General features: G+C 71.1%; 19 protein-coding genes. 5 read left to right on the top strand and 14 right to left on the bottom strand.

The features are described from left to right. Positions 1-15 precede the first annotated feature (15 nt). The 7 genes from ACIOHP_RS40370 to ACIOHP_RS40340 form a co-directional block, all read right to left on the bottom strand. Positions 16-702: a response regulator gene (locus ACIOHP_RS40370; protein WP_307024906.1), complete on the bottom strand. Its 687-nt coding sequence runs from the start codon at positions 700-702 to the stop codon at positions 16-18. Continuing rightward, the gene (locus ACIOHP_RS40365; protein ID WP_401895269.1) at positions 699-3,242 is read right to left on the bottom strand and encodes an ATP-binding protein; all 2,544 of its coding nucleotides are present in this window, start codon (positions 3,240-3,242) and stop codon (positions 699-701) included. The genes ACIOHP_RS40370 and ACIOHP_RS40365 overlap by 4 nt, the downstream gene beginning before the upstream one ends. 153 nt (positions 3,243-3,395) lie before the next feature. Further along, positions 3,396-4,088: an ABC transporter ATP-binding protein gene (locus ACIOHP_RS40360; RefSeq protein ID WP_046257099.1), complete on the bottom strand. Its 693-nt coding sequence runs from the start codon at positions 4,086-4,088 to the stop codon at positions 3,396-3,398. Between the two features lie 70 nt (positions 4,089-4,158). After that, positions 4,159-5,325: an alginate lyase family protein gene (locus tag ACIOHP_RS40355; protein ID WP_401895266.1), complete on the bottom strand. Its 1,167-nt coding sequence runs from the start codon at positions 5,323-5,325 to the stop codon at positions 4,159-4,161. Between the two features lie 160 nt (positions 5,326-5,485). Then, a complete protein-coding gene (locus ACIOHP_RS40350; protein WP_046257097.1) occupies positions 5,486-6,253 on the bottom strand; it encodes a DUF3710 domain-containing protein in 768 nt (255 codons plus the stop codon). A gap of 1 nt (position 6,254) precedes the next feature. Further along, positions 6,255-6,806, bottom strand: coding sequence for a dUTP diphosphatase (gene dut / locus ACIOHP_RS40345; protein WP_361549189.1), 552 nt, complete (start codon positions 6,804-6,806; stop codon positions 6,255-6,257). Beyond that, positions 6,803-7,387, bottom strand: coding sequence for a PaaI family thioesterase (locus tag ACIOHP_RS40340; protein ID WP_401895263.1), 585 nt, complete (start codon positions 7,385-7,387; stop codon positions 6,803-6,805). Before ACIOHP_RS40340 ends, dut begins: the two co-directional genes overlap by 4 nt. A 58-nt stretch (positions 7,388-7,445) precedes the next feature. On the opposite strand from ACIOHP_RS40340, the gene ACIOHP_RS40335 reads away from it, so the two are divergent. Beyond that, complete coding sequence (locus ACIOHP_RS40335) at positions 7,446-7,907, top strand: DUF3093 domain-containing protein (protein WP_401895261.1); 462 nt, start codon at positions 7,446-7,448, stop codon at positions 7,905-7,907. Positions 7,908-7,975: 68 nt separating this feature from the next. On the opposite strand, the gene ACIOHP_RS40330 is transcribed toward ACIOHP_RS40335, so the two are convergent. The 4 genes from ACIOHP_RS40330 to ACIOHP_RS40315 all read right to left on the bottom strand — a co-directional run bounded on the left by ACIOHP_RS40330 (position 7,976) and on the right by ACIOHP_RS40315 (position 11,513). Further along, the gene (locus tag ACIOHP_RS40330) at positions 7,976-8,911 is read right to left on the bottom strand and encodes a hypothetical protein (protein WP_401895259.1); all 936 of its coding nucleotides are present in this window, start codon (positions 8,909-8,911) and stop codon (positions 7,976-7,978) included. A 13-nt stretch (positions 8,912-8,924) separates the two neighbouring features. Then, positions 8,925-9,221: a DUF4193 domain-containing protein gene (locus ACIOHP_RS40325; RefSeq protein ID WP_005481602.1), complete on the bottom strand. Its 297-nt coding sequence runs from the start codon at positions 9,219-9,221 to the stop codon at positions 8,925-8,927. A 393-nt stretch (positions 9,222-9,614) separates the two neighbouring features. Beyond that, positions 9,615-10,853, bottom strand: a complete 1,239-nt coding sequence (locus tag ACIOHP_RS40320; protein ID WP_361549195.1) for a HAMP domain-containing sensor histidine kinase — start codon at positions 10,851-10,853, stop codon at positions 9,615-9,617. A 6-nt stretch (positions 10,854-10,859) separates the two neighbouring features. Then, positions 10,860-11,513: a response regulator transcription factor gene (locus ACIOHP_RS40315; RefSeq protein WP_046257092.1), complete on the bottom strand. Its 654-nt coding sequence runs from the start codon at positions 11,511-11,513 to the stop codon at positions 10,860-10,862. A gap of 438 nt (positions 11,514-11,951) precedes the next feature. Here ACIOHP_RS40315 and ACIOHP_RS40310 point away from each other — a divergent pair, with 438 nt between their 5' ends. Then, a complete protein-coding gene (locus tag ACIOHP_RS40310) occupies positions 11,952-12,116 on the top strand; it encodes a hypothetical protein (protein ID WP_199924513.1) in 165 nt (54 codons plus the stop codon). Positions 12,117-12,198: 82 nt separating this feature from the next. Here ACIOHP_RS40310 and ACIOHP_RS40305 read toward each other — a convergent pair whose 3' ends face one another. Both ACIOHP_RS40305 and ACIOHP_RS40300 read right to left on the bottom strand, forming a co-directional pair. Then, entirely contained in the window at positions 12,199-13,014 is an 816-nt protein-coding gene (locus tag ACIOHP_RS40305; RefSeq protein ID WP_361549200.1) for an inositol monophosphatase family protein, read from the bottom strand. Positions 13,015-13,022: 8 nt separating this feature from the next. Then, complete coding sequence (locus ACIOHP_RS40300) at positions 13,023-14,150, bottom strand: ferrochelatase (RefSeq protein WP_401895255.1); 1,128 nt, start codon at positions 14,148-14,150, stop codon at positions 13,023-13,025. A 176-nt stretch (positions 14,151-14,326) separates the two neighbouring features. On the opposite strand from ACIOHP_RS40300, the gene ACIOHP_RS40295 reads away from it, so the two are divergent. The 3 genes from ACIOHP_RS40295 to sepH all read left to right on the top strand — a co-directional run bounded on the left by ACIOHP_RS40295 (position 14,327) and on the right by sepH (position 18,429). Further along, on the top strand, positions 14,327-15,568 hold the full coding sequence (locus ACIOHP_RS40295) for an MFS transporter (RefSeq protein ID WP_401895252.1): 1,242 nt from the start codon (positions 14,327-14,329) through the stop codon (positions 15,566-15,568). After that, positions 15,528-16,847, top strand: a complete 1,320-nt coding sequence (locus tag ACIOHP_RS40290; protein WP_361549206.1) for a D-arabinono-1,4-lactone oxidase — start codon at positions 15,528-15,530, stop codon at positions 16,845-16,847. The genes ACIOHP_RS40295 and ACIOHP_RS40290 overlap by 41 nt, the downstream gene beginning before the upstream one ends. A gap of 544 nt (positions 16,848-17,391) precedes the next feature. Beyond that, entirely contained in the window at positions 17,392-18,429 is a 1,038-nt protein-coding gene (gene sepH, locus ACIOHP_RS40285; protein ID WP_307024931.1) for a septation protein SepH, read from the top strand. 206 nt (positions 18,430-18,635) lie between these two features. Here sepH and ACIOHP_RS40280 read toward each other — a convergent pair whose 3' ends face one another. Continuing rightward, the gene (locus ACIOHP_RS40280; protein WP_401895249.1) at positions 18,636-19,493 is read right to left on the bottom strand and encodes a sulfurtransferase; all 858 of its coding nucleotides are present in this window, start codon (positions 19,491-19,493) and stop codon (positions 18,636-18,638) included. Between the last annotated feature and the right edge of the window lie 197 nt (positions 19,494-19,690).

Here is a 19,690-nt window from a genome sequence, read left to right as displayed (position 1 = left end):
CGGCCGCCCAGCAGCTCAGTTCTCGAACCGATAGCCCATCCCCGGCTCCGTGATGAAGTGCCGGGGATGCGAGGGGTCCGCCTCCAGCTTCCTGCGCAGTTGGGCCATGTAGACCCGCAGGTAGTTCGTCTCGGTTCCGTACGAGGGCCCCCACACCTCCTGGAGCAGCTGTTTCTGGCTGACCAGACGGCCGGTGTTGCGCACCAGCACCTCCAGCAGATGCCACTCCGTGGGGGTCAGGCGTACGTCCTTGCCGGCCCGGTTGACCTTCTTCGCGGCGAGGTCGACGGTGAACTCCTCGGTCTCCACCGTCGTCACGTCGTCCTCGCCCGGCCCGACCGGCTCGGCCCGCCGGACCGCCGCCCGCAGCCGGGCCAGCAGCTCGTCCATGCCGAAGGGCTTGGTGACGTAGTCGTCGGCGCCCGCGTCGAGGGCCTCGACCTTCTCGTCGGAGGAGTGCCGGGCGGACAGCACCAGGATCGGCACCCGGGTCCAGCCGCGCAGGCCCCGGATCACCTCGACGCCGTCCATGTCGGGCAGCCCGAGGTCGAGGACGACCACGTCGGGGTGGCGGGCGGCGGCCAGTTCGAGGGCGGTGGCGCCGTCGTGGGCCGCGTCGACCTCGTACTTGCGGGCCTTGAGGTTGATCACGAGGGCGCGCACGATCTGCGGCTCGTCTTCGATCACGAGCACCCGGGTCATGTGACCTGCCTTTCGGGTTGTACGACCGGTTGTGGCTCAGGCTGCGATCCTGCCGCCCTGAGCGTGAGGACCATCGTCAGGCCGCCGCCCGGCGTGTCCTCGGCGGTCAGCGTGCCGCTCATCGCCTCGGCGAAGCCCCGGGCCACCGCGAGGCCCAGTCCGACCCCGGCGCCGCGCGGGGCGTCGCCGTAGCGCTGGAAGGGCGCGAAGATGCGCTCCTTGGCCTCGTCGGGGACGCCGGGGCCGCGGTCGACCACCCGGACCTCGACCCGGTCGGCGATGGCGCTGGCGGCCACCAGGACGGCCTGGCCGGGCGGGCTGTACTTGACGGCGTTCTCGACGAGGTTGGCCACGGACCGCTCCAGCAGTCCCGGGTCCACGGCGACCATGGGCAGCGTCTCGGGAATGTCCAGCTCCACGCTGTCCTCGGGCACCCCGCCCAGCGCCATGGGGACGACCTCGTCGAGGTCGATCTCGCGGATCAGCGGGGTGACGGTGCCGGTCTGGAGCCGGGACATGTCGAGGAGGTTCCCGACGAGGTGGTCGAGCCGGTCGGCCCCTTCCTCGATGCCCTCCAGCAGCTCCGCCTGGTCCTCCTCGGACCACTCCACGTCGTCGGACCGCAGGGAGGACACCGCCGCCTTGATCCCGGCCAGGGGCGTCCGCAGATCATGGCTCACGGCGGCCAGCAGCGCCGTCCGGATCCGGTTGCCCTCCGCCAGCGCGCGGGCGCGGTCGGCCTCCTCCTGGAGCCGCCGCCGGTCCAGCGCGACGGCCGCCTGCGCGGCGAAGGCGGCCAGCACCCGGCGGTCCTCGGCGGGCAGCACCCGCCCGGTCAGCGCGAGGGCCATGTGGTCGCCGACCGGCACGTCCACGTCCGCGTCCTCCGGCCGCTCCACCGGGCGCCCCAGCCCGGCCCGGCCCGCGCAGGTCCACGGTTCGACATCGCTCACGCGCTCCAGCAGGGCCGCCGACTCCATCGCGAAGGTCTCCCGGACCCGCTCCAGCAGCTCCTCCAGGCCGGTCTCGCCGCGCAGCACGTTGCCCGCGAGGAAGGAGAGGATCTCCGACTCGGCCCGCAGCCGCGCCGCCTGGTGCGTGCGCCGGGCCGCGAGGTCGACCACCGAGGAGACCGAGACGCCGACGCCGACGAAGATCGCGATGGCGACGATGTTCTTGGGGTCGGCGATGGTCCAGTGGTGCAGCGGCGGTGTGTAGAAGTAGTTCAGCAGCAGGGAGCCGACCGCGGCCGAGGCCAGGGCGGGCGCCAGTCCGCCGAGCAGGGCGGCCGCGACCGTCACGGTCAGGAACAGCAGCATGTCGTTGGCCAGGCCGAGGTCGACGGTGCTGAGCAGCACGGCCAGGACCGGCGGGCCGGCCACCCCGACCGCCCAGCCCCAGATGATCCGGGCCCGCCCGAGCCGGGCACCCCGGGCGACGGGCAGTCCGCGCCCCTTGGCGACCTCGTCGTGGGTGACGATGTGGACGTCCAGGTCGGGTCCGGACTCGCGGGCGACCGTGGTGCCGACCCCGGGGCCGAAGACGTACTGCCAGGTCTTGCGGCGGGAGGACCCGAGGACGATCTGGGTGGCGTTGGCACCGCGCGCGAAGTCGAGCAGCGCGGCGGGTATGTCGTCGCCGACGACGTGGTGGAAGGTGCCGCCGAGGTCCTCGACGAGGGTGCGCTGGACGGCGAGTTCCTTGGGCGAGGCGGCGGTGAGTCCGTCGCTGCGGGCTATGTACACGGCCAGCACTTCCCCGCCGGCGCCCTTCTCCGCGAGCCGCGCGGCCCGCCGGATCAGCGTCCGCCCCTCCGGGCCGCCGGTCAGCCCGACCACGATCCGCTCCCGCGAACCCCAGATCTTCGACACCTGGTGCTCGCTGCGGTACTGCGTGAGGTACTCGTCGACCCGGTCCGCCACCCACAGCAGCGCCAGCTCCCGCAGGGCGGTGAGGTTCCCGGGCCGGAAGTAGTTCGACAGTGCCGCGTCGACCTTGTCGGACCGGTAGATGTTGCCGTGCGCCATCCGCCTCCGCAGCGCCTGCGGCGACATGTCGACAAGCTCGATCTGATCGGCCCGCCGCACCACCTCGTCCGGCACGGTCTCGCGCTGCCGTACCCCGGTGATCGACTCGACGACGTCCCCCAGCGACTCCAGATGCTGGATGTTGACGGTGGACACCACGTCGATCCCGGCCGCGAGGAGCTCCTCCACGTCCTGCCACCGCTTGGCGTTGCGGGAGCCGGGGACGTTGGTGTGGGCGAGTTCGTCCACCAGGGCGACGGCTGGGGCGCGGCGCAGTACGGCGTCCACGTCCATCTCGGTGAAGGCGCTCCCCCGGTACGCGAGCTCCCGGCGCGGGATCCGCTCCAGACCGTGCAGCATCACCTCGGTGCGGGGCCGGCCGTGGTGCTCGACGAACGCCACCACGCAGTCGGTGCCCCGCTCGGTCCTGCGGTGCCCTTCGGACAGCATCGCGTACGTCTTGCCGACGCCCGGTGCCGCACCGAGGTAGATCCGAAGCCTGCCGCGTCCCATGGGCCCCATTGTCTTCCGGTCATTACTGCCTGCGCAGCGTCGACCTTACGACCAGCAATCGCGGCAGACGGGACGGAGGGGCGCCGCCGGAGTCGTCTTTGACGCAACCCTGACGGCACACCCGCGACGGCGGCACCTCCACGGTCTCCGCGTCTAGACCTCGACGATCTCCCCGTCGCCCAGCTCCAGCACCCGGTCGGCGAGATCCAGCAGGGTCGCGTCGTGCGTGGCGACCAGCGCGGTGACGTTCTCGCTGCGTACGACGGCCCGCAGCAGCTCCATCACGGCGTGCCCGGTCTCCGCGTCGAGCTGGCCGGTCGGCTCGTCGGCGATCAGGAGCGAGGGGCTGTTGGCGAGGGCGCGGGCGATGGCGACGCGCTGTTGCTGGCCGCCGGAGAGCTCGGTGGGCCGCTGTGCCGCGTGGTCGGCGAGGCCCACCAGGGACAGCAGCAGCTCGACACGCTCCTCACGCGCGCGTGCCTCGGCCCGGCGCAGCCGCATCGGGACGCCGACGTTCTCGGCGGCGGTGAGGATCGGGATGAGTCCGAAGGACTGGAAGACGAAGCCGATGCTGTCGCGGCGCAGGGCGAGCAGCCCGTCCTCGTCGAGCCCGGCGAGGTCGCGGCCGTCGACCTCGACGCGCCCCTCGTCCGGGGTGTCGAGTCCGCCGACGATGTTGAGGAGCGTGGTCTTCCCGGACCCCGACCGTCCCTTCAGGGCGACGAGTTCACCGCGCGGCACCTCCAGGGAGACCCCGCGCAGGGCGTGGACGACGCCGGCTCCGCGCCCGAAGGACTTGTGGACGTTCTCGACCCGCACCATGGTCTCGGTGACCACCTGGCTCATCTGCCGCTCCCCCGTGACGCCTTCGACCGGGCGCCAGTATCCCCACCCGACGCCCGGCCGATCAACGGTTTCAGCTCAGGTTGTCCCCGTGGGTGAGGGTCTCCCATGCCACGAACAGGTTGTTGCTGCCGGCCGGGCGGTTCCGTTCGGTCAGCGTCTGCGTGTTAGTCATGCCCATGCCAAGCCTGTTGTGCAGGGCGTTGTAGCCGACCTCGGTGACCGGCCCGAGGCCCAGATGCAGCGACCCGCCGCACAGCGAGCTGGGCACGGCCGCGCCCAGCTCGTACTTGGCCTGGAACCCGAGCGCCTGCCGCAGCCGCTCGCCCACGTCGGTGCCGTACAGGTCCTGCCCCTGGATGCGGCTGGTCTCGGCGATGTGCGAGATCGCGGAGATGCCGTACCCGGTGTGCGTGAGGTCGCGGCAGGTCTCCTGGGTGAGGCCGGTGACGAAGGTGGACTGCCCCTGCCAGTACCTGACGACCTTGTCCCGGGTGTCGAGGTTCTGGCTCGGCACGGTCTTCGGCAGATCGCCGTCGGAGGCGAGATAGACGTAGGCGGCGGTACGGGTGCGGAACTTCGCCATGGCCTTGTCGTACGACGCCTTGTCCTCCAGGAAGACGGAGATGCCGACGGCGGCCTCCATCATCGACAGCTCCCAATTGCCGTTGGAGTTGGAGCCGTTGATGATCTCCGGGAGGTAGACGTTCCGGAGCATGGTCGCGAAGCGCCCGGAGTTGGCCCAGCCGCCCGTGTACGTGTGCTTGATGATCTCGGCCGCCTTCGGCCAGGAGGAGCCGGCCCAGCCGGTCTGGAGGGGCGCGTTGCTGTTGGTGTGGTCCGTGATCACCGCCGACCAGGCGTCCATCAGCTGGATCGACTTCTTCGCGTAGCGCTCGTCACGGGTGATGTACCAGGCGAGCGCCTGCGTGTACGCGGCGATGGCGTCCTCGCGCTCGTCGGTGCAGCCGTAGTTGGGGTTCGAGTACGAACCGCACTCGACGACCGCGCGGGGCTTGGGCGTGCGGTTCAGATCGGCGTACCTGCTCGCCATCATCTGGTCGTAGGCGCCCTTCCAGGGCTGGGCGCCGGCGTTGACCTTGGATCGGGCGAAGTCCAACTGACCCTTGGAGACGGTGACTCCGGGGTGGGCGAAGGTGGCGGGAGCGGCGTCGGCGGGCCAGGCCAGGGCACCGGCGACGAGCGCGGCGACGGCGGCGAGGAGAGCGGTTCTGCGCATACGTGGGGGGCCTTCCGTTCTCGTATATGAACGCGAAGCGCCTTTATGAACAGACGCGTTGGCCGGAGACGGTAGGTACAGACCAATGCGCCGTCAAGGGCCCACGCACGAGAAAGGGCCGCACCCCCGGTGGGGTGCGGCCCTCGTGGTTCTACGACGCTCAGCGGACCTCGGTGATCTCCGGGCCGCGCTGGAGCTGGCCCATGCCGCCGGAGAAGCGGGAGCCCTCCTGCTCCTGCTGCTGGACGCCCTCGGGGACCATCTGGGCGTCGTTCGGCAGCTTGAGGACGATCGGGTCGCGAGGGGCCATCGGGCCCTCGCCGCGGACCACGACCGTGTCCCGGAAGATCTGCTCGAGAAGACCCGCGGCCTGCGGCTGCACCGCGCCCTGGCCCGAGATCACACCGCGCAGGAACCAGCGCGGACCGTCCACACCGACGAACCGCACGACCTGGAAACCGCCCGTGCCGTCCGGCAGCTGCACCGGCACCTGGGCCCGCAGCTCCCAGCCCAGCGGGCCCTCGACCTCGTCGACGATGCCGCCCTGCTGGGTGATGCCGGTGGCGATCTCCTCGCGCACCTCGCCCCAGATGCCCTCGCGCTTGGGAGCGGCGAAGGCCTGCAGCTGGACGGCGCTGTCGCGCAGCACGACGGTCGCCGCGACGATCGCGTCACCCGCGACCTCGACCCGCAGCTCCATGCCGTCGACGCCGGGCACGAAGAGACCGCCCAGGTCCACGCGGCCCTCGCCGGGCTCGCGCACCTCGGTGTCGTCCCAGGGCCCGTCGGGCCGCGGCTCGGGCTCGAGCCTCACACGCTCACGCGCGCCGTCCTCGTCGTCCGCCTCAGTGTCGACACTGTCGACGACCTGCTCGGCCTCGCCGGCCGCGTCCTCGGCGGCACCCTTCTTGTTGCGACGTCCGAACACGTCACTGTCCTTCCCGGTCGGATACGACCGAAGCGTATCGATTCCCACCCGTTGTGCCGCCGTCGGCGGCCTGACCGCTTGTGCTGCTCGCCCCGGCCACCGCGGCATGGCCTCCGGTGGACCCGAAGCCCCCGTCGGCCCGCGCCGAGTCGGGAAGTTCCGCGACCTCCTGGAAGCGGACCCGTTCGACCTGCTGGACGACCAGTTGGGCGATCCGGTCGAAGCGCTCGAACCGCACCACCTCGCGCGGGTCGAGATTCACCACGATCACCTTGATCTCCCCACGGTACCCGGCATCAACCGTCCCTGGGGCATTCACGAGAGCGACACCGCAGCGGGCGGCGAGGCCGGATCGGGGGTGCACGAAGGCCGCGTACCCCTCCGGGAGCGCCACAGACACCCCGGTGGGCAGCACGGCCCGCTCGCCCGGCTTCAGTTCACAGCTCTCGGTGGTGCGCAGATCGGCCCCCGCGTCACCGGGGTGCGCGTACGACGGAAGCGGTACGTCGGGGTCGACGCGCCGGATCAGCACGCTCAGGGGTTCACGGCTCACGGGTTCACCTCGAAGGCACGGGCACGCCGGACCTGGTCCGGGTCGTCCATGGCGGCCCAGATCTCCTCCGGGCGGCCGTTGTCGATGAAGTGGTCGACCTTCACCTCGATGAAGAGCGCCTCGGCGCGAACGGCGACGGGCCCGTCGGGGCCGCCGATCCGTCCGGTGGCGGTCGAGTAGATCTTCCGTCCCGCGACGGCCGTCACCTCGGCCTCCAGATACAGCACGGTGCCCACCGGGACGGGCCGCGCGAAGTCGGTCTCCAGACGTCCGGTCACCGCGATCGTCCGCAGCAGCCAGTTCAGCGAGCCGAGGGTCTCGTCGAGGGCGGTCGCGAGCACGCCGCCGTGGGCGAGGCCCGGTGCACCCTGGTGGGCGGACCGCACGGTGAACTCGGCGGTGACCGAGACTCCTTCGCCGGCCCGGGCCTCCAGGTGCAGTCCGTGGGCCTGCTCGCCGCCGCAGCCGAAGCACTGGCCGTAGTGCGCGCCGAGGAGCTCGCCGGGTGCGGGCGCGTCGGGGTGACGCACCGGCTGCACGGCGTCGGCGGGAGGCTGAAGAGCTGCGGAACTACCACTCACAGCCGCAGACCTTACCCGCGCGTCGGCCTTCCTCTCACACCGTGCCAAGCTTGGCTTCATGCAGCTTTCCGCCGCCCCCTACGAAGAACGCCTCACCGCCCCCCGCTCGTGGTGGCTCATCTCGTTCCTGGTGGGGGTCTCCTTCGCTCTGATCCTGCTGCCGTTCGGCACGCTGCCGCTGCTCGGCGGCCTGGTCGGCGGCACCGCGGTCGCGGCCGTCGCCGCCAGCTCGTACGGCTCGCTCCGCATCCGCGTGGTGGGCGGCTCGCTGATCGCCGGCGAGGCGAAGATCCCGGTCACGGCGCTGGGTGCGGCGGAGGTACTGGACGCGGAGGAGGCGCGCGCCTGGCGCACGTACAAGGCCGACACCCGCGCCTTCCTGCTGCTGCGCGCCTATATCCCGACGGCGCTGCGCGTGGAGGTCACGGACCCCGAGGACCCGACGCCGTACCTGTATCTGTCGACGCGGGAGCCGGAGCGGCTGGCTGAGGCGATCAAACAGGCGCGGGACGCCACCTAGAACGTTCGCGCGAGGCTTCACTCCGCGCCGCCCCCGCTTTCCGACGGGCCCGTAATCTCACGGAACTCTTACCGGGTCCCGCGGTCCTCGCCGTGTCCCCGCCCGAGCTCCTTCGTGATGTCCCCGATCTCCAGGGGGTGCGCCGGCGCCTCCAGCGGCGGGAGCGCGTCGAGCGTGTCCCAGGGCACCTGGATCTTGCGCAGGTCCGCGCGGATGCGCGCCGCGAGCTTCCTGGTGTCTCTGCGGTTCATGACCGCGCCCACGGCCGCGCCGACCATGAACGGCATCAGGTTCGGCAGGTTCCGGACCGTGCGCTTCATGATCTGCTGCCGCAGCTGCTGCTTCATCTGGCCGCTGAGAGCGGAGTTGATCGTCGACGGCTTGGTCACGTCGATGCCGCGCTCCCCCGACCAGGAGTTCAGATACGCGGTGCTGCGGACCTTGAGCCCGCCCGGCGGCCGCACGCCGTAGACCTCGTGGAGCTCGGCGATCAGCTTCAGCTCGATCGCCGCGACCCCGGTGATCTCCGCGGCCAGCTCCGTCGGCATGGCCGGCGGGACAGGCAGCATCGCCGCCGCTCCGACCCCGGCTCCGACGGTCGAGGAGGCGTTCGCCGCGCCCGCCACGAGCTTGTCGGCGAGTTGCTCGGGCCCGAGCCCGGGGAACTGCCTGCGGAGCGTCTGGAGGTCGCGTACGGGGATCCGCGGGGCGTTGTCGATGATCCGGTCGGCGAGGTACGCCAAGCCCGCCCTGGCGCGGCTGCCGCCTCTGCGGACGCCTTCCCCGACCTTGTCGCGCATCACCGCGACCCGTCGCCTGGCGACGGGCGCGGGATGGTCCGCGGGCGCCGGGAAGTCACCCCGGCCGACCGCGGGTTCGAGCGAGGCTCCCGTGCCTGATGAGCCTCGCTCTTCGTCACGCGCACCGTGAGGGCCGTCGGACGGCCCTTGGTCCGCTCCCGGCAGGGGGGAGCGGCGCTTCCAAGGAGGGGTCGAGCCAGTCACGGCCGACCCGCCCTCAGTCGCAGTCGCGGCAGATCGGCTGACCGTTCTTCTCTCGGGCCAGCTGGCTGCGGTGGTGCACCAGGAAGCAGCTCATGCAAGTGAACTCGTCCTGCTGCTTGGGCAGTACCCGGACGGCCAGCTCTTCGTTCGAGAGGTCCGCGCCGGGCAGTTCGAGGCCTTCGGCGGCTTCGAACTCGTCGACGTCCACTGCGGAGGTCGACTTGTCGTTCCGGCGAGCCTTCAGTTCTTCAAGGCTGTCCGAGTCGACGTCGTCGTCGGTCTTGCGTGGGGTGTCGTAATCCGTTGCCATGTCGCTCTCCCCCTCTGGGTGTCTGCGGTGTCTCCAGCGCACGTAACGCGTGAGAGGCCGGACTTGTGCCCGACCCGAGGCGGAGATTTTGCCTCACATCAAGGTCTGTTACTCAATCGACACCCAACCGGACTCCTCTTGAGTGATCGGCTGGGATGGCGATGGGGACCGTACACGGTCCGAATGCCGCACTTCAAAGGCGTCTCACCGTGTACTTCCCGTGATCAAGCCCCCCGAAAACCCGGACTTTCCCGGCTTTCCGACAGCATTCCTGATCACCGACAGTAGATGGCCGGAAATTCGCCCTTGTGATCGATCACACACGGGACGGCTCGACGAGTGCCCAGAAAATTCCGCGCAAAGCGAACATCCCCGTGTGTCGGCGACATGATCTCAGATCGGCAGGGTGACCCGCATCACGAGGCCTCCCCCCTCGCGCGGCTGTGCGTAGATGTGCCCGCCGTGCGCCCGGGCAACCGAGCGGACGATGGACAGTCCGAGACCGACACCCTTGTCGCTGCCGGTGCGATCTGCACCCCGGAGCCGCTTGAACGGCTCGAAGAGGTTGTCGATCTCGTACGCCGGAACGACCGGGCCCGTGTTCGACACGACCAGAACCGCCTGGCCGTGCAGGACCTCGGTGGTGACCTCGACCCAGCCGTCCTTCTGCACGTTGTACCGCACGGCGTTCTGAACGAGGTTCAGCGCGATCCGCTCCAGCAGCACGCCGTTGCCCTGGACGACCGCGGACTCGCGCTCGCCGCGGATCACGACGCCCTTGCCCTCGGCCTCCGCGTGCACCTGGTCGACGGCCTGCTCGGCGACCTCGGCGAGGTCCACGGGCTTGCGTTCGATGATCTGGTTGTCGCTGCGGGCGAGCAGCAGCAGGCCCTCCACGAGCTGCTCACTGCGCTCGTTGGTGGCCAGCAGCGTCTTGCCGAGCTGCTGGAGCTCCATCGGCGCGCCCGGGTCGGAAAGATGCACCTCGAGCAGCGTGCGGTTGATCGCGAGGGGCGTCCTCAGCTCGTGCGAGGCGTTGCCGACGAACCTCTGCTGGGCCGTGAAGGCCCGCTCCAGGCGCTCCAGCATGTCGTCGAAGGTGTCGGCCAGCTCCTTCAGCTCGTCGTCCGGGCCGTCCAGCTCGATCCGCCGGGCCAGGTCCGAGCCGGCCACCGCGCGTGCGGTCCGGGTGATCCGGCCCAGGGGCGACAGGACGCGGCCCGCCATGGCGTAACCGAACGCGAAGGCGATGATCGCGAGACCGAGAAGGGCGAGGAGAGAGCGGCTGAGAAGGTTGTCGAGGGCGTGCTGACGCTGCTCGTTCACACACTCGTTGAGCGCGTGGTTGAGCTCGGCCGCCGGCAGCTGGGTGGACACGATGCCGCAGTTCTCGCTGGACACCGTGCCGGTGACGACCTTGAAGGGCAGATCGCTGCCGACGTTGAGCGCGTTCGCGGCCAGCAGGTAGATGATCGACAGCAGCAGGATGCCGGCGATCAGGAACATGCCGCCGTACAGCAGCGTGAGCCGTATGCGGATGGTCGGGCGCAGCCAGGGGAACGGCGGTTCGACCCTCCGCGGGTCCCAGGTGGGTTTCGGAGGCGCCCCGGGAGGCGCGGGTGCGGCGGCCACGGCGGATCAGATCCGGTAGCCGGAGCCGGGCACGGTGACGATGACGGGCGGCTCGCCCAGCTTGCGGCGCAGGGTCATGACGGTGACCCGGACGACGTTGGTGAACGGGTCGGTGTTCTCGTCCCAGGCCTTCTCCAGGAGCTGCTCCGCGGAGACGACCGCGCCCTCGGAGCGCATCAGCACCTCCAGGACGGCGAACTCCTTGGGCGCGAGCTGCACCTCCTTGCCGTCCCGGAAGACCTCGCGGCGGTTCGGGTCGAGCTTGATGCCGGCGCGCTCCAGGACGGGCGGCAGCGGCATGCTGGTGCGGCGGCCGAGGGCACGCACGCGTGCCGTCAGCTCGCTGAACGCGAAGGGCTTGGGCAGGTAGTCGTCGGCGCCGATCTCCAGGCCCTCGACACGGTCGCTGACGTCGCCGGACGCCGTGAGCATGAGCACGCGCGTGGGCATGCCGAGCTCGACGATCTTGCGGCAGACGTCGTCGCCGTGCACCAGCGGGAGGTCACGGTCGAGGACGACCACGTCGTAGTCGTTGACGCCGATGCGCTCCAGGGCGGCCGCACCGTCGTACACGACGTCGACGGCCATGGCCTCCCGGCGCAGTCCGGTGGCCACCGCATCGGCGAGCAGTTGCTCGTCCTCGACGACGAGTACGCGCACGTCGCTTGTCCTTCCTGTGTCCACCCGCGTAGCGCTTCTGGCGCACGCGGGCAGGGGCCTTGGTGAGGGTGTTGACCTCCATCCTGCCCTTTTCGGCCATAAGTCGGCTGTAAGGCGGGGAAGGGCCGTCTGAAGGCCAGGTGTGGGCCCGGGTGAAGGTCAGGTGTGAAGCCGGGGAATGCCAGATTTTCTCGCCGGGTTGAGGTTTCCGTGGAAGAGAGCGCGGGGAGGACGGCTTTACACCCCGCGATCACGCTCTGCATGTGCCGCCGCACCATGCGGTACACCGCAATCCGCTTTCCGCAGAGCGGGCGTGGATGTCCGGCGCCGCCGCCGCCCAGCAGGGCAGCGCTGGGGATCTGCTGGAGGCGTGATCGCCCCTTCCGAACGGCACACCCCCGTGCCACCGACCCACGACCCAGGACGAGGGGGCGCAGCATGGACGCATTCACCGCAGGACTTCTGCAGCGCATAAGGGCGACCGAGACCGACCTGACGCGGGCTCGCAACGAGGGCGACGACTTCCTCGTCGAGGTGGAGCAGGGCGAGCTCGAAGACCTGCGCCGCCTCGCCGCCGAGCATGGTGTGGAGGTCAGCGCCTAGCGTCTGATCGGCTTTGAGCACGACCGTGGGCCCCGGTGAATCCAGCACCGGGGCCCACTGGCTTGCGTTGGGTCGGTGCCCGTCAGTCGTGCCAGGCGCCGAAGTCCTCCAGAAGCCGCTGGAGGGGCTCGAAGACTCCCGGGGTGCCGGCGATCGCCAGATCCCGTGCGGGGCGTTCTCCGGGGCGTCCACCGGTCAGGGCGCCCGCCTCCCGGGCGATCAGGTCGCCCGCCGCGAGGTCCCAGGCGTTCAGGCCGCGTTCGTAGTAGCCGTCGAGGCGACCCGCGGCCACGTCGCACAGGTCCACCGCCGCCGACCCGCTGCGGCGGATGTCCCGGAGCAGCGGGATCAGCTTCTGCGCGACCTCGGCCTGATGGGCCCGGACCTCCAGGACGTAGTTGAAGCCCGTCGAGACCAGGGCCTGGTCCAGGGGCGGTGCCGGGCGGCAGGCCAGTCTGCGTTCGCCGTCCCACGCGCCCGTGGCCCAGGCGCCCTCGCCCTTCACCGCGTGGTACGTCTCGCCGCGCATCGGGGCCGCCACCACTCCGACGACCGTCTCGCCGTCCTGCTCGGCCGCGATGGAGACGGCCCAAGTGGGCAGGTCGTACAGGTAGTTGACCGTGCCGTCGAGCGGGTCGATCACCCAGCGGATGCCGCTGGTGCCCTCGCTGGAGGCGCCTTCCTCGCCGAGGAAGCCGTCGTCGGGGCGGTGGGAGGCGATCAGGTCCGTGATCAGTTTCTCCGCCGCGATGTCCATCTCGGTGACCACGTCGATGGGGCTCGACTTGGTGGCGGCCACCGCCAGATCGGCCGGGCGGCCGTCCCTCAGGAGGGCGCCGGCCTTGCGGGCGGCCTCCTGGGCGAGCTGAAGCAGTTCCGTGTGCAGAGGGGCGGTCACGGGGTTCCTCACGCGTAGGGGCTGTCGGCGCCCGCGGCGGCGGGGTGGGGGGCACGGGACGGGCAGCAGCCGACCGGGCAGAGGTTGTGGCTCGCGCCGAGTGCGCCGAGGGCGCAGGGCGTGACCTCCTGGCCGCGCTCGACCGCGGATCGCTCCAGGACCAGGTCGCGGATCGCGGCGGCGAACCGCGGGTCGGCGCCGACCGTGGCCGAGCGGCGCATCGGCAGCCCCAGCTCCTCCGCCTTGGCCTTGGCCTCCGTGTCGAGGTCGTACAGGACCTCCATGTGGTCGGAGACGAAGCCGATGGGGGCGATCACGACCGCGGGGGCGCCGGACGCGTGGCGCTCCTCCAGGTGGTCGCAGATGTCCGGCTCCAGCCACGGGATGTGCGGGGCGCCCGAGCGGGACTGGTAGACGAGCTGCCAGGGGTGGTCCACGCCGGTGCGCTCACGGACCGCCTCGGCGATCAGCCGCGAGACCTCCAGGTGCTGCTCGACGTACGCGCCGCCGTCGCCGTGGCCCTCGACCGGGCCGGAGGTGTCCGCCGACGCGTTCGGGACGGAGTGGGTCGAGAAGGCGAGGTGCGCGCCGTCCCGGACGTCCGCGGGGAGGTCGGCGAGGGACCGCAGGACGCCCTCGATCATGGGCTCCAGGAAGCCCTCGTGGTTGAAGTAGTGCCGCAGCTTGTCGATCCGCGGGAGCTCGACGCCCTCGGCCTCCAGCACCGCCAGCGAGTCGGCGAGGTTCTCCCGGTACTGACGGCAGCCCGAGTACGAGGCGTACGCGCTCGTGGCGAGGACCAGGATGCGGCGGTGGCCGTCGGCGGCCATCTCGCGCAGGGTGTCCGTCAGATACGGGGCCCAGTTGCGGTTGCCCCAGTAGATCGGCAGGCCCAGGCCGTGCTCGGCGAAATCCTTGCGCAGGGCGTCCAGCAGGGCGCGGTTCTGGTCGTTGATGGGGCTGACCCCGCCGAACAGGAAGTAGTGCTGTCCGACTTCCTTCAGGCGTTCCTTGGGGATGCCGCGCCCTCGCGTCACGTTCTCCAGGAACGGGACGACGTCGTCCGGGCCCTCCGGGCCGCCGAACGAGAGCAGGAGCAGGGCGTCGTAGGGGGTGGCATCGAGCGCGTCTCGCATGGGGCGATCCTGTCATCCGGTACTGACAGCCGGAAAACGGCGGGGTGACGGACGGAGTTCCGGATCCCGCCCGCCAGGTGCATTAGGGTCACCTAACTCGTAAGCTGTATCCGCCGCCTTCACGCCTTACTGGACTGTCGGCATCCACAGCCGATCCCGTCCGACCGGAGGCCTTCGTGCCGAGCCCCTACCTCGCCCTGTTCGCCGCCCCCGGCAGCAAGGGGTTCTCCGCCGCGGGGTTCCTCGGCCGGATGCCGTTGTCGATGATGGGCATCGGCGTGGTGACCATGGTCTCCCAGCTCACCGGGCGGTACGGGCTCGCCGGCGCGCTGTCGGCCACCATGGCGCTGGCCGCGGCGGTGGCGGGCCCCCAGGTCTCGCGGCTGGTGGACCAGCACGGGCAGCGGCGGGTGCTGCGACCGGCGACGCTGATCGCACTCGTCTCGGCGGCCGGGCTGCTGTTCGCCGCGCACTACCGGTGGCCCGACTGGACGCTGTACGTGTTCAGCGCGGGCATCGGATGCGTGCCGAGCATCGGTGCGATGATCCGCGCGCGGTGGGCCGCGCTGTACGGCGGGACGCCGCAGCTGCACACCGCGTACTCGTTCGAGTCGGTGATCGACGAGGTGTGCTTCATCTTCGGGCCGATCATCTCGATCGGGCTGTCCACGGCCTGGTTCCCGGAGGCGGGGCCGCTGCTCGCCGCCTGTTTCCTGGCGGTCGGCGTCTTCTGGCTGACCGCCCAGCGCGCCACCGAGCCCGCGCCGCACCCGCGCGCGAAGCACGGCGACGGCGGCAGCGCCCTGCGCTCCGCCGGGCTCCAGGTCCTGGTGGCCACCTTCGTGGCGACCGGTGCCATCTTCGGTGCCGTCGACGTGGTCACCGTGGCCTTCGCCGACGAGCAGGGCCACAAGGGTGCCGCCAGCATCGTGCTCGCCCTGTACGCGGCGGGCTCCTGCGCGGCCGGCCTCGTCTTCGGGCTGCTGCGCTTCAAGGGGGCGCCCGAACCTCGCTGGCTGCTGGGCATATGCGCGATGGCCGTGAGTATGATCCCCCTCCTACTGGTCGGAAACTTGCCGTTTCTGGCCGTGGCGCTGTTCCTGGCGGGCCTGGCCATCGCTCCCACGATGATCACCACGATGTCCCTCATCGAGCAGCACGTACCACGCGCGCAGCTGACCGAGGGCATGACCTGGATCAGCACCGGGCTCGCGGTCGGCGTCGCACTCGGCTCCTCCGCGGCCGGCTGGGTCATCGACGCGGCCGGGGCGCGCGCCGGGTACGGGGTTCCGGCGGTGTCCGGGGCCGTCGCGGTCATGGTCGGTTTTCTGGGGTACCGCCGGCTCAAGGGGCCGGCTCCGGGTCGGGGAGGCACCGTTGAGCAGCACAGCGAGCGGCAGGAACGGCACGTGGCGTAACTGGGGTGGAAACGTCGCCGCCCGTCCCGCGCGGGAGGTCACTCCCGCCTCGGTCGAGGAGCTCGCGGACGCCGTACGGAAAGCGGCCGCGGACGGCCTGAAGGTGAAGGCCGTCGGCACCGGGCACTCCTTCACCTCGATCGCCGCCACCGACGGAGTGTTGATCCGCCCTCAACTGTTGACCGGCATCCGCGACATCGATCGTGAGGCCGGGACGGTCACCGTGGAGGCCGGGACCCCGCTCAAGAGGCTCAACATCGCTCTCGCGCGCGAGGGCCTGTCGCTCACGAACATGGGCGACATCATGGAGCAGACCGTCTCCGGCGCCACCAGTACCGGCACGCACGGCACCGGCCGTGAGTCCGGTTCGATCGCCGCCCAGATCAAGGGCCTGGAGCTGGTCACGGCCGACGGTTCGGTGCTCAGCTGTTCCGAGAAGGAGAACCCCGAGGTCTTCGCGGCCGCCCGGATAGGCCTCGGCGCGCTCGGCATCGTCACCGCGATCACCTTCGCCGTGGAGCCGGTCTTCCTGCTGACGGCCCGCGAGGAGCCGATGCCCTTCGACAGGGTGCTCGCCGAGTTCGACGAACTGTGGGCCGAGAACGAGCACTTCGAGTTCTACTGGTTCCCGCACACCGGCAGCACCAACACCAAGCGCAACAACCGCAGCGCGGGCCCGGAGAAGCCGGTGCCGCAGATCCAGGGCTGGATCGAGGACGAGTTCCTCTCCAACGGCGTCTTCCAGGTCGCCCAGTGGGTCGGCCGCGCGGCGCCCGGGACGATCCCGACGATCGCCCGGATCTCCAGCAAGGCCCTGTCCTCGCGGACCTACACGGACATCCCGTACAAGGTCTTCACATCGCCGCGCCGGGTGCGTTTCGTGGAGATGGAGTACGCCGTCCCGCGCGAGGCCGTCGCCGAGACGCTGCGCGAGCTGAGGACCATGGTCGAGCGCTCCGGCCTCAAGGTCAGCTTCCCGATCGAGGTGCGCACCGCGCCGGCCGACGACATCACCCTGTCCACGGCGTCGGGCCGCGACAGCGCCTACATCGCGGTGCACATGGTCAAGGGCACCCCCTACCAGGCGTACTTCACCGCCGCCGAGCGCATCTTCACCGCGCACGAGGGGCGGCCGCACTGGGGCAAGGTGCACACGCGCGACGCCGAGTACTTCGCCGGGGTCTATCCCCGCTTCGGCGAGTTCACCGCGCTGCGCGATCGACTCGACCCTGATCGCCGGTTCCAGAACGACTACTTGCGGCGGGTGTTGGGCCCGTAGCGCTCGGCGGGCGTGGCGGACGGGGGCTCGGGGACGGGCGAAGTGGGCCTGCCGTCACCGGACTTCGCAGACATTCCCGGATCTCCCCCGCCTTTCCCGCACTTGACCAACCAACTGCACGAGAAAAGGACGTACGCACGAAACCGATAGTTCCGTTTCGGGCGATTGCGTGAGGTGCGCCACGTTCAAGATCCGTGAATTCGCGCGAGAGGCCGCCAAGTCCGGTCTGTTGCCAGAAGTTGGGCGGCGCGCCAATCCACGCACGTGGTCCAAATGGAGTACTGTTGCGAGCCCTGGATCCGGTCTCCCGCCAGGGCGTCCATGGCTCCAAGGACCGCCAGGAGGGGGCTAGTTGCACAGGGTGACGGAGTTGGTCACTTAGCGTTGCGAATAGGTAACCGTGCCATAACGGCGTTCCAGGGCCCGTGCCCGACACGCCGGGCAACTCGGCAAGGTTGTGGCAGGCTGCACCCGGGCAGGCCACACTCGACTAGCGGAAGCAGCGACGCACGTGACGTCGGCAGGCACCACCCGGGAGGTCCCCATGCCCGAACTGCGTGTCGTGGCCGTCTCGAATGACGGCACACGGCTGGTGCTGAAGGCTGCGGACAGCACGGAGTACACGCTTCCGATTGACGAGCGTCTGCGCGCCGCGGTACGCGGCGACCGTCCCCGCCTCGGCCAGATCGAGATCGAGGTGGAGAGCCATCTCCGCCCCCGTGACATTCAGGCACGTATACGCGCCGGTGCGACGGCCGAAGAGGTCGCGCAGATGGCCGGCATCCCCGTGGACCGCGTACGCCGCTTCGAGGGCCCTGTGCTCGCGGAGCGCGCGTTCATGGCCGAGCGGGCACGCAAGACACCCGTCCGCCGCCCCGGCGAGAACGCGGGCCCCCAGCTCGGCGAGGCCGTTCAGGAGCGCCTGCTGCTGCGCGGTGTCGAGAAGGACACCGTCCAGTGGGACTCGTGGCGCCGCGACGACGGCACCTGGGAAGTCCTGCTGGTCTACCGGGTCGCGGGCGAACCGCACTCGGCGAGCTGGACGTACGACCCGCCCCGGCGGCTCGTCCAGGCCGTCGACGAGGAGGCACGCTCGCTGATCGGCGAGTCCGACGACCTCGCCGTGCCGGAGCCCAGCTTTCCGTTCGTCCCGCGGATCGCGCGGCTGCCGCGCGACCGTCCGCTGGACCGCGCCCTCGAACGGGGGCCGAGCCTGCCCGTGCCGTCGACCGATCCGGTCGAGGAGGCCACGGCCGAGCGGGACTCGCTGACCAGCCTGCTGGAGGCGGTGCCGAGCTTCCGGGGCGACCTGGTGGTCCCGGAGCGCCCCCCGGAGCCCGCCCCGCCCATGGAGGAGCCCCCCGCCGAACCCGAGGTGGAGGAACCCCCGGCCCCGGCGGCCTCGGCCGGTTCGGCCTACGCGGACGTCCTCATGCCCCGTTCGGTCGGCAGCCACCGCGACCGCCTCACCGGCTCGACCGACCGCCAGGCCGAGGCCGACGGCGTCCGCCCCGGCCGCCGCGCGGCGGTCCCGAGCTGGGACGAGATCGTGTTCGGCACGCGCCGCAAGAAGCAGGAGTAGCCGGTCGTACGGCGGTGAAGACGGCCGTACGAGAAGGAGGGCCCGCGCCGGTCGGCGGCGGGCCCTCCGGCTTGTGCGACGCGGGTACGGCCGGGCGGCGCGGCCTCGCACGGCCAGGTCTTCAGCCGCCCGGCCTGCGGGCCTTGGTGACGAGGAGGGCGCCGCCCGTCAGCGCCGGGCCGCCCCCGCCCAGCCCCCGCGCCGGGTCACTGAGGGTCCGGACCCACGGCGACCGGCCGGGACGGGTCCGACGACCACTCCGACCAGGACCCCACGTACAGAGCCGCCGGAATCCCCGCGACCGCCAGGGCCAGCACCTCGTGCGCCCCGGAGACGCCCGAACCGCAGTACACCCCGACCTCGGAGCCGTCGCCCGCCCCGAGGGCCTTGAAGCGCGCGCCCAGCTCCTCCGCGGGCAGGAAACGCCCGTCCGGCCCCACGTTCTCGTTCGTCGGCGCGGACACGGCGCCCGGGATGTGCCCGCCGACCCGGTCGATCGGCTCGACCTCACCCCGGTACCGCTCCCCCGCCCGCGCGTCGAACAGCACCCCGGACCGCGCCAGCGCCGCCGCCGCGTCCGCGTCGAGCAGCCCTGCGGGTCCCGGCATCGGCCGGAAGTCGCCCTCGGCGAGAGCGGGACCGGGCACCGACGACTGCAGGGACCCCTTCCACGTCGGCAACCCGCCGTCGAGGACCCGCACGTCCGGGTGACCCGTCCAGCGCAGCAGCCACCACGCGCGGGCGGCCGCCCAGCCCTGTCCCCCGTCGTACACGACCACCGGCGCGGAGGCCGATACACCCGCCCGGCGCATCACCGCGCCGAACTCCGCGACATCGGGCAGGGGATGCCGGCCGCGCGGACCGGCGGCGGAGGCAAGTTCCCTGTCCAGGTCCACGAAGACGGCGCCCGGGATGTGCCCGGCCGCGTACTCGGCCCGGCCGTCGAAGGGGGGTTCCCCGGCCGCCTTGGCCACGCTCAACTGCCAGCGGACGTCGAGCAGTACCGGCGGGTTCTCGCCCGCTAGTTCGCTCACGAGTTCGGATGCGGAGATGATGGCGTTCATGGCCACCATCCTCGCGCACGGGGTGGCCGCATCGCCCATGTCCGGCTACTCTGCTCCGCCGGGCAGGCCCGATCACGAGGCGTACGGAATCGGGCACATGCTGTACAGCCGATCGACACCCGTGGGCAAGCGCGTAGAAACGGACGGGAAACCGCACACCGGGCATTCTGCGAACACGGGCCACGGAGCGGCGGCGC

The organism is Streptomyces sp. NPDC087859 (genome assembly GCF_044742595.1).
GTDB lineage: Bacteria > Actinomycetota > Actinomycetes > Streptomycetales > Streptomycetaceae > Streptomyces > Streptomyces canus_F.
Note: the sequence above shows the minus strand (reverse complement) of the source record. Positions and strands in the feature narration are given on the sequence as shown.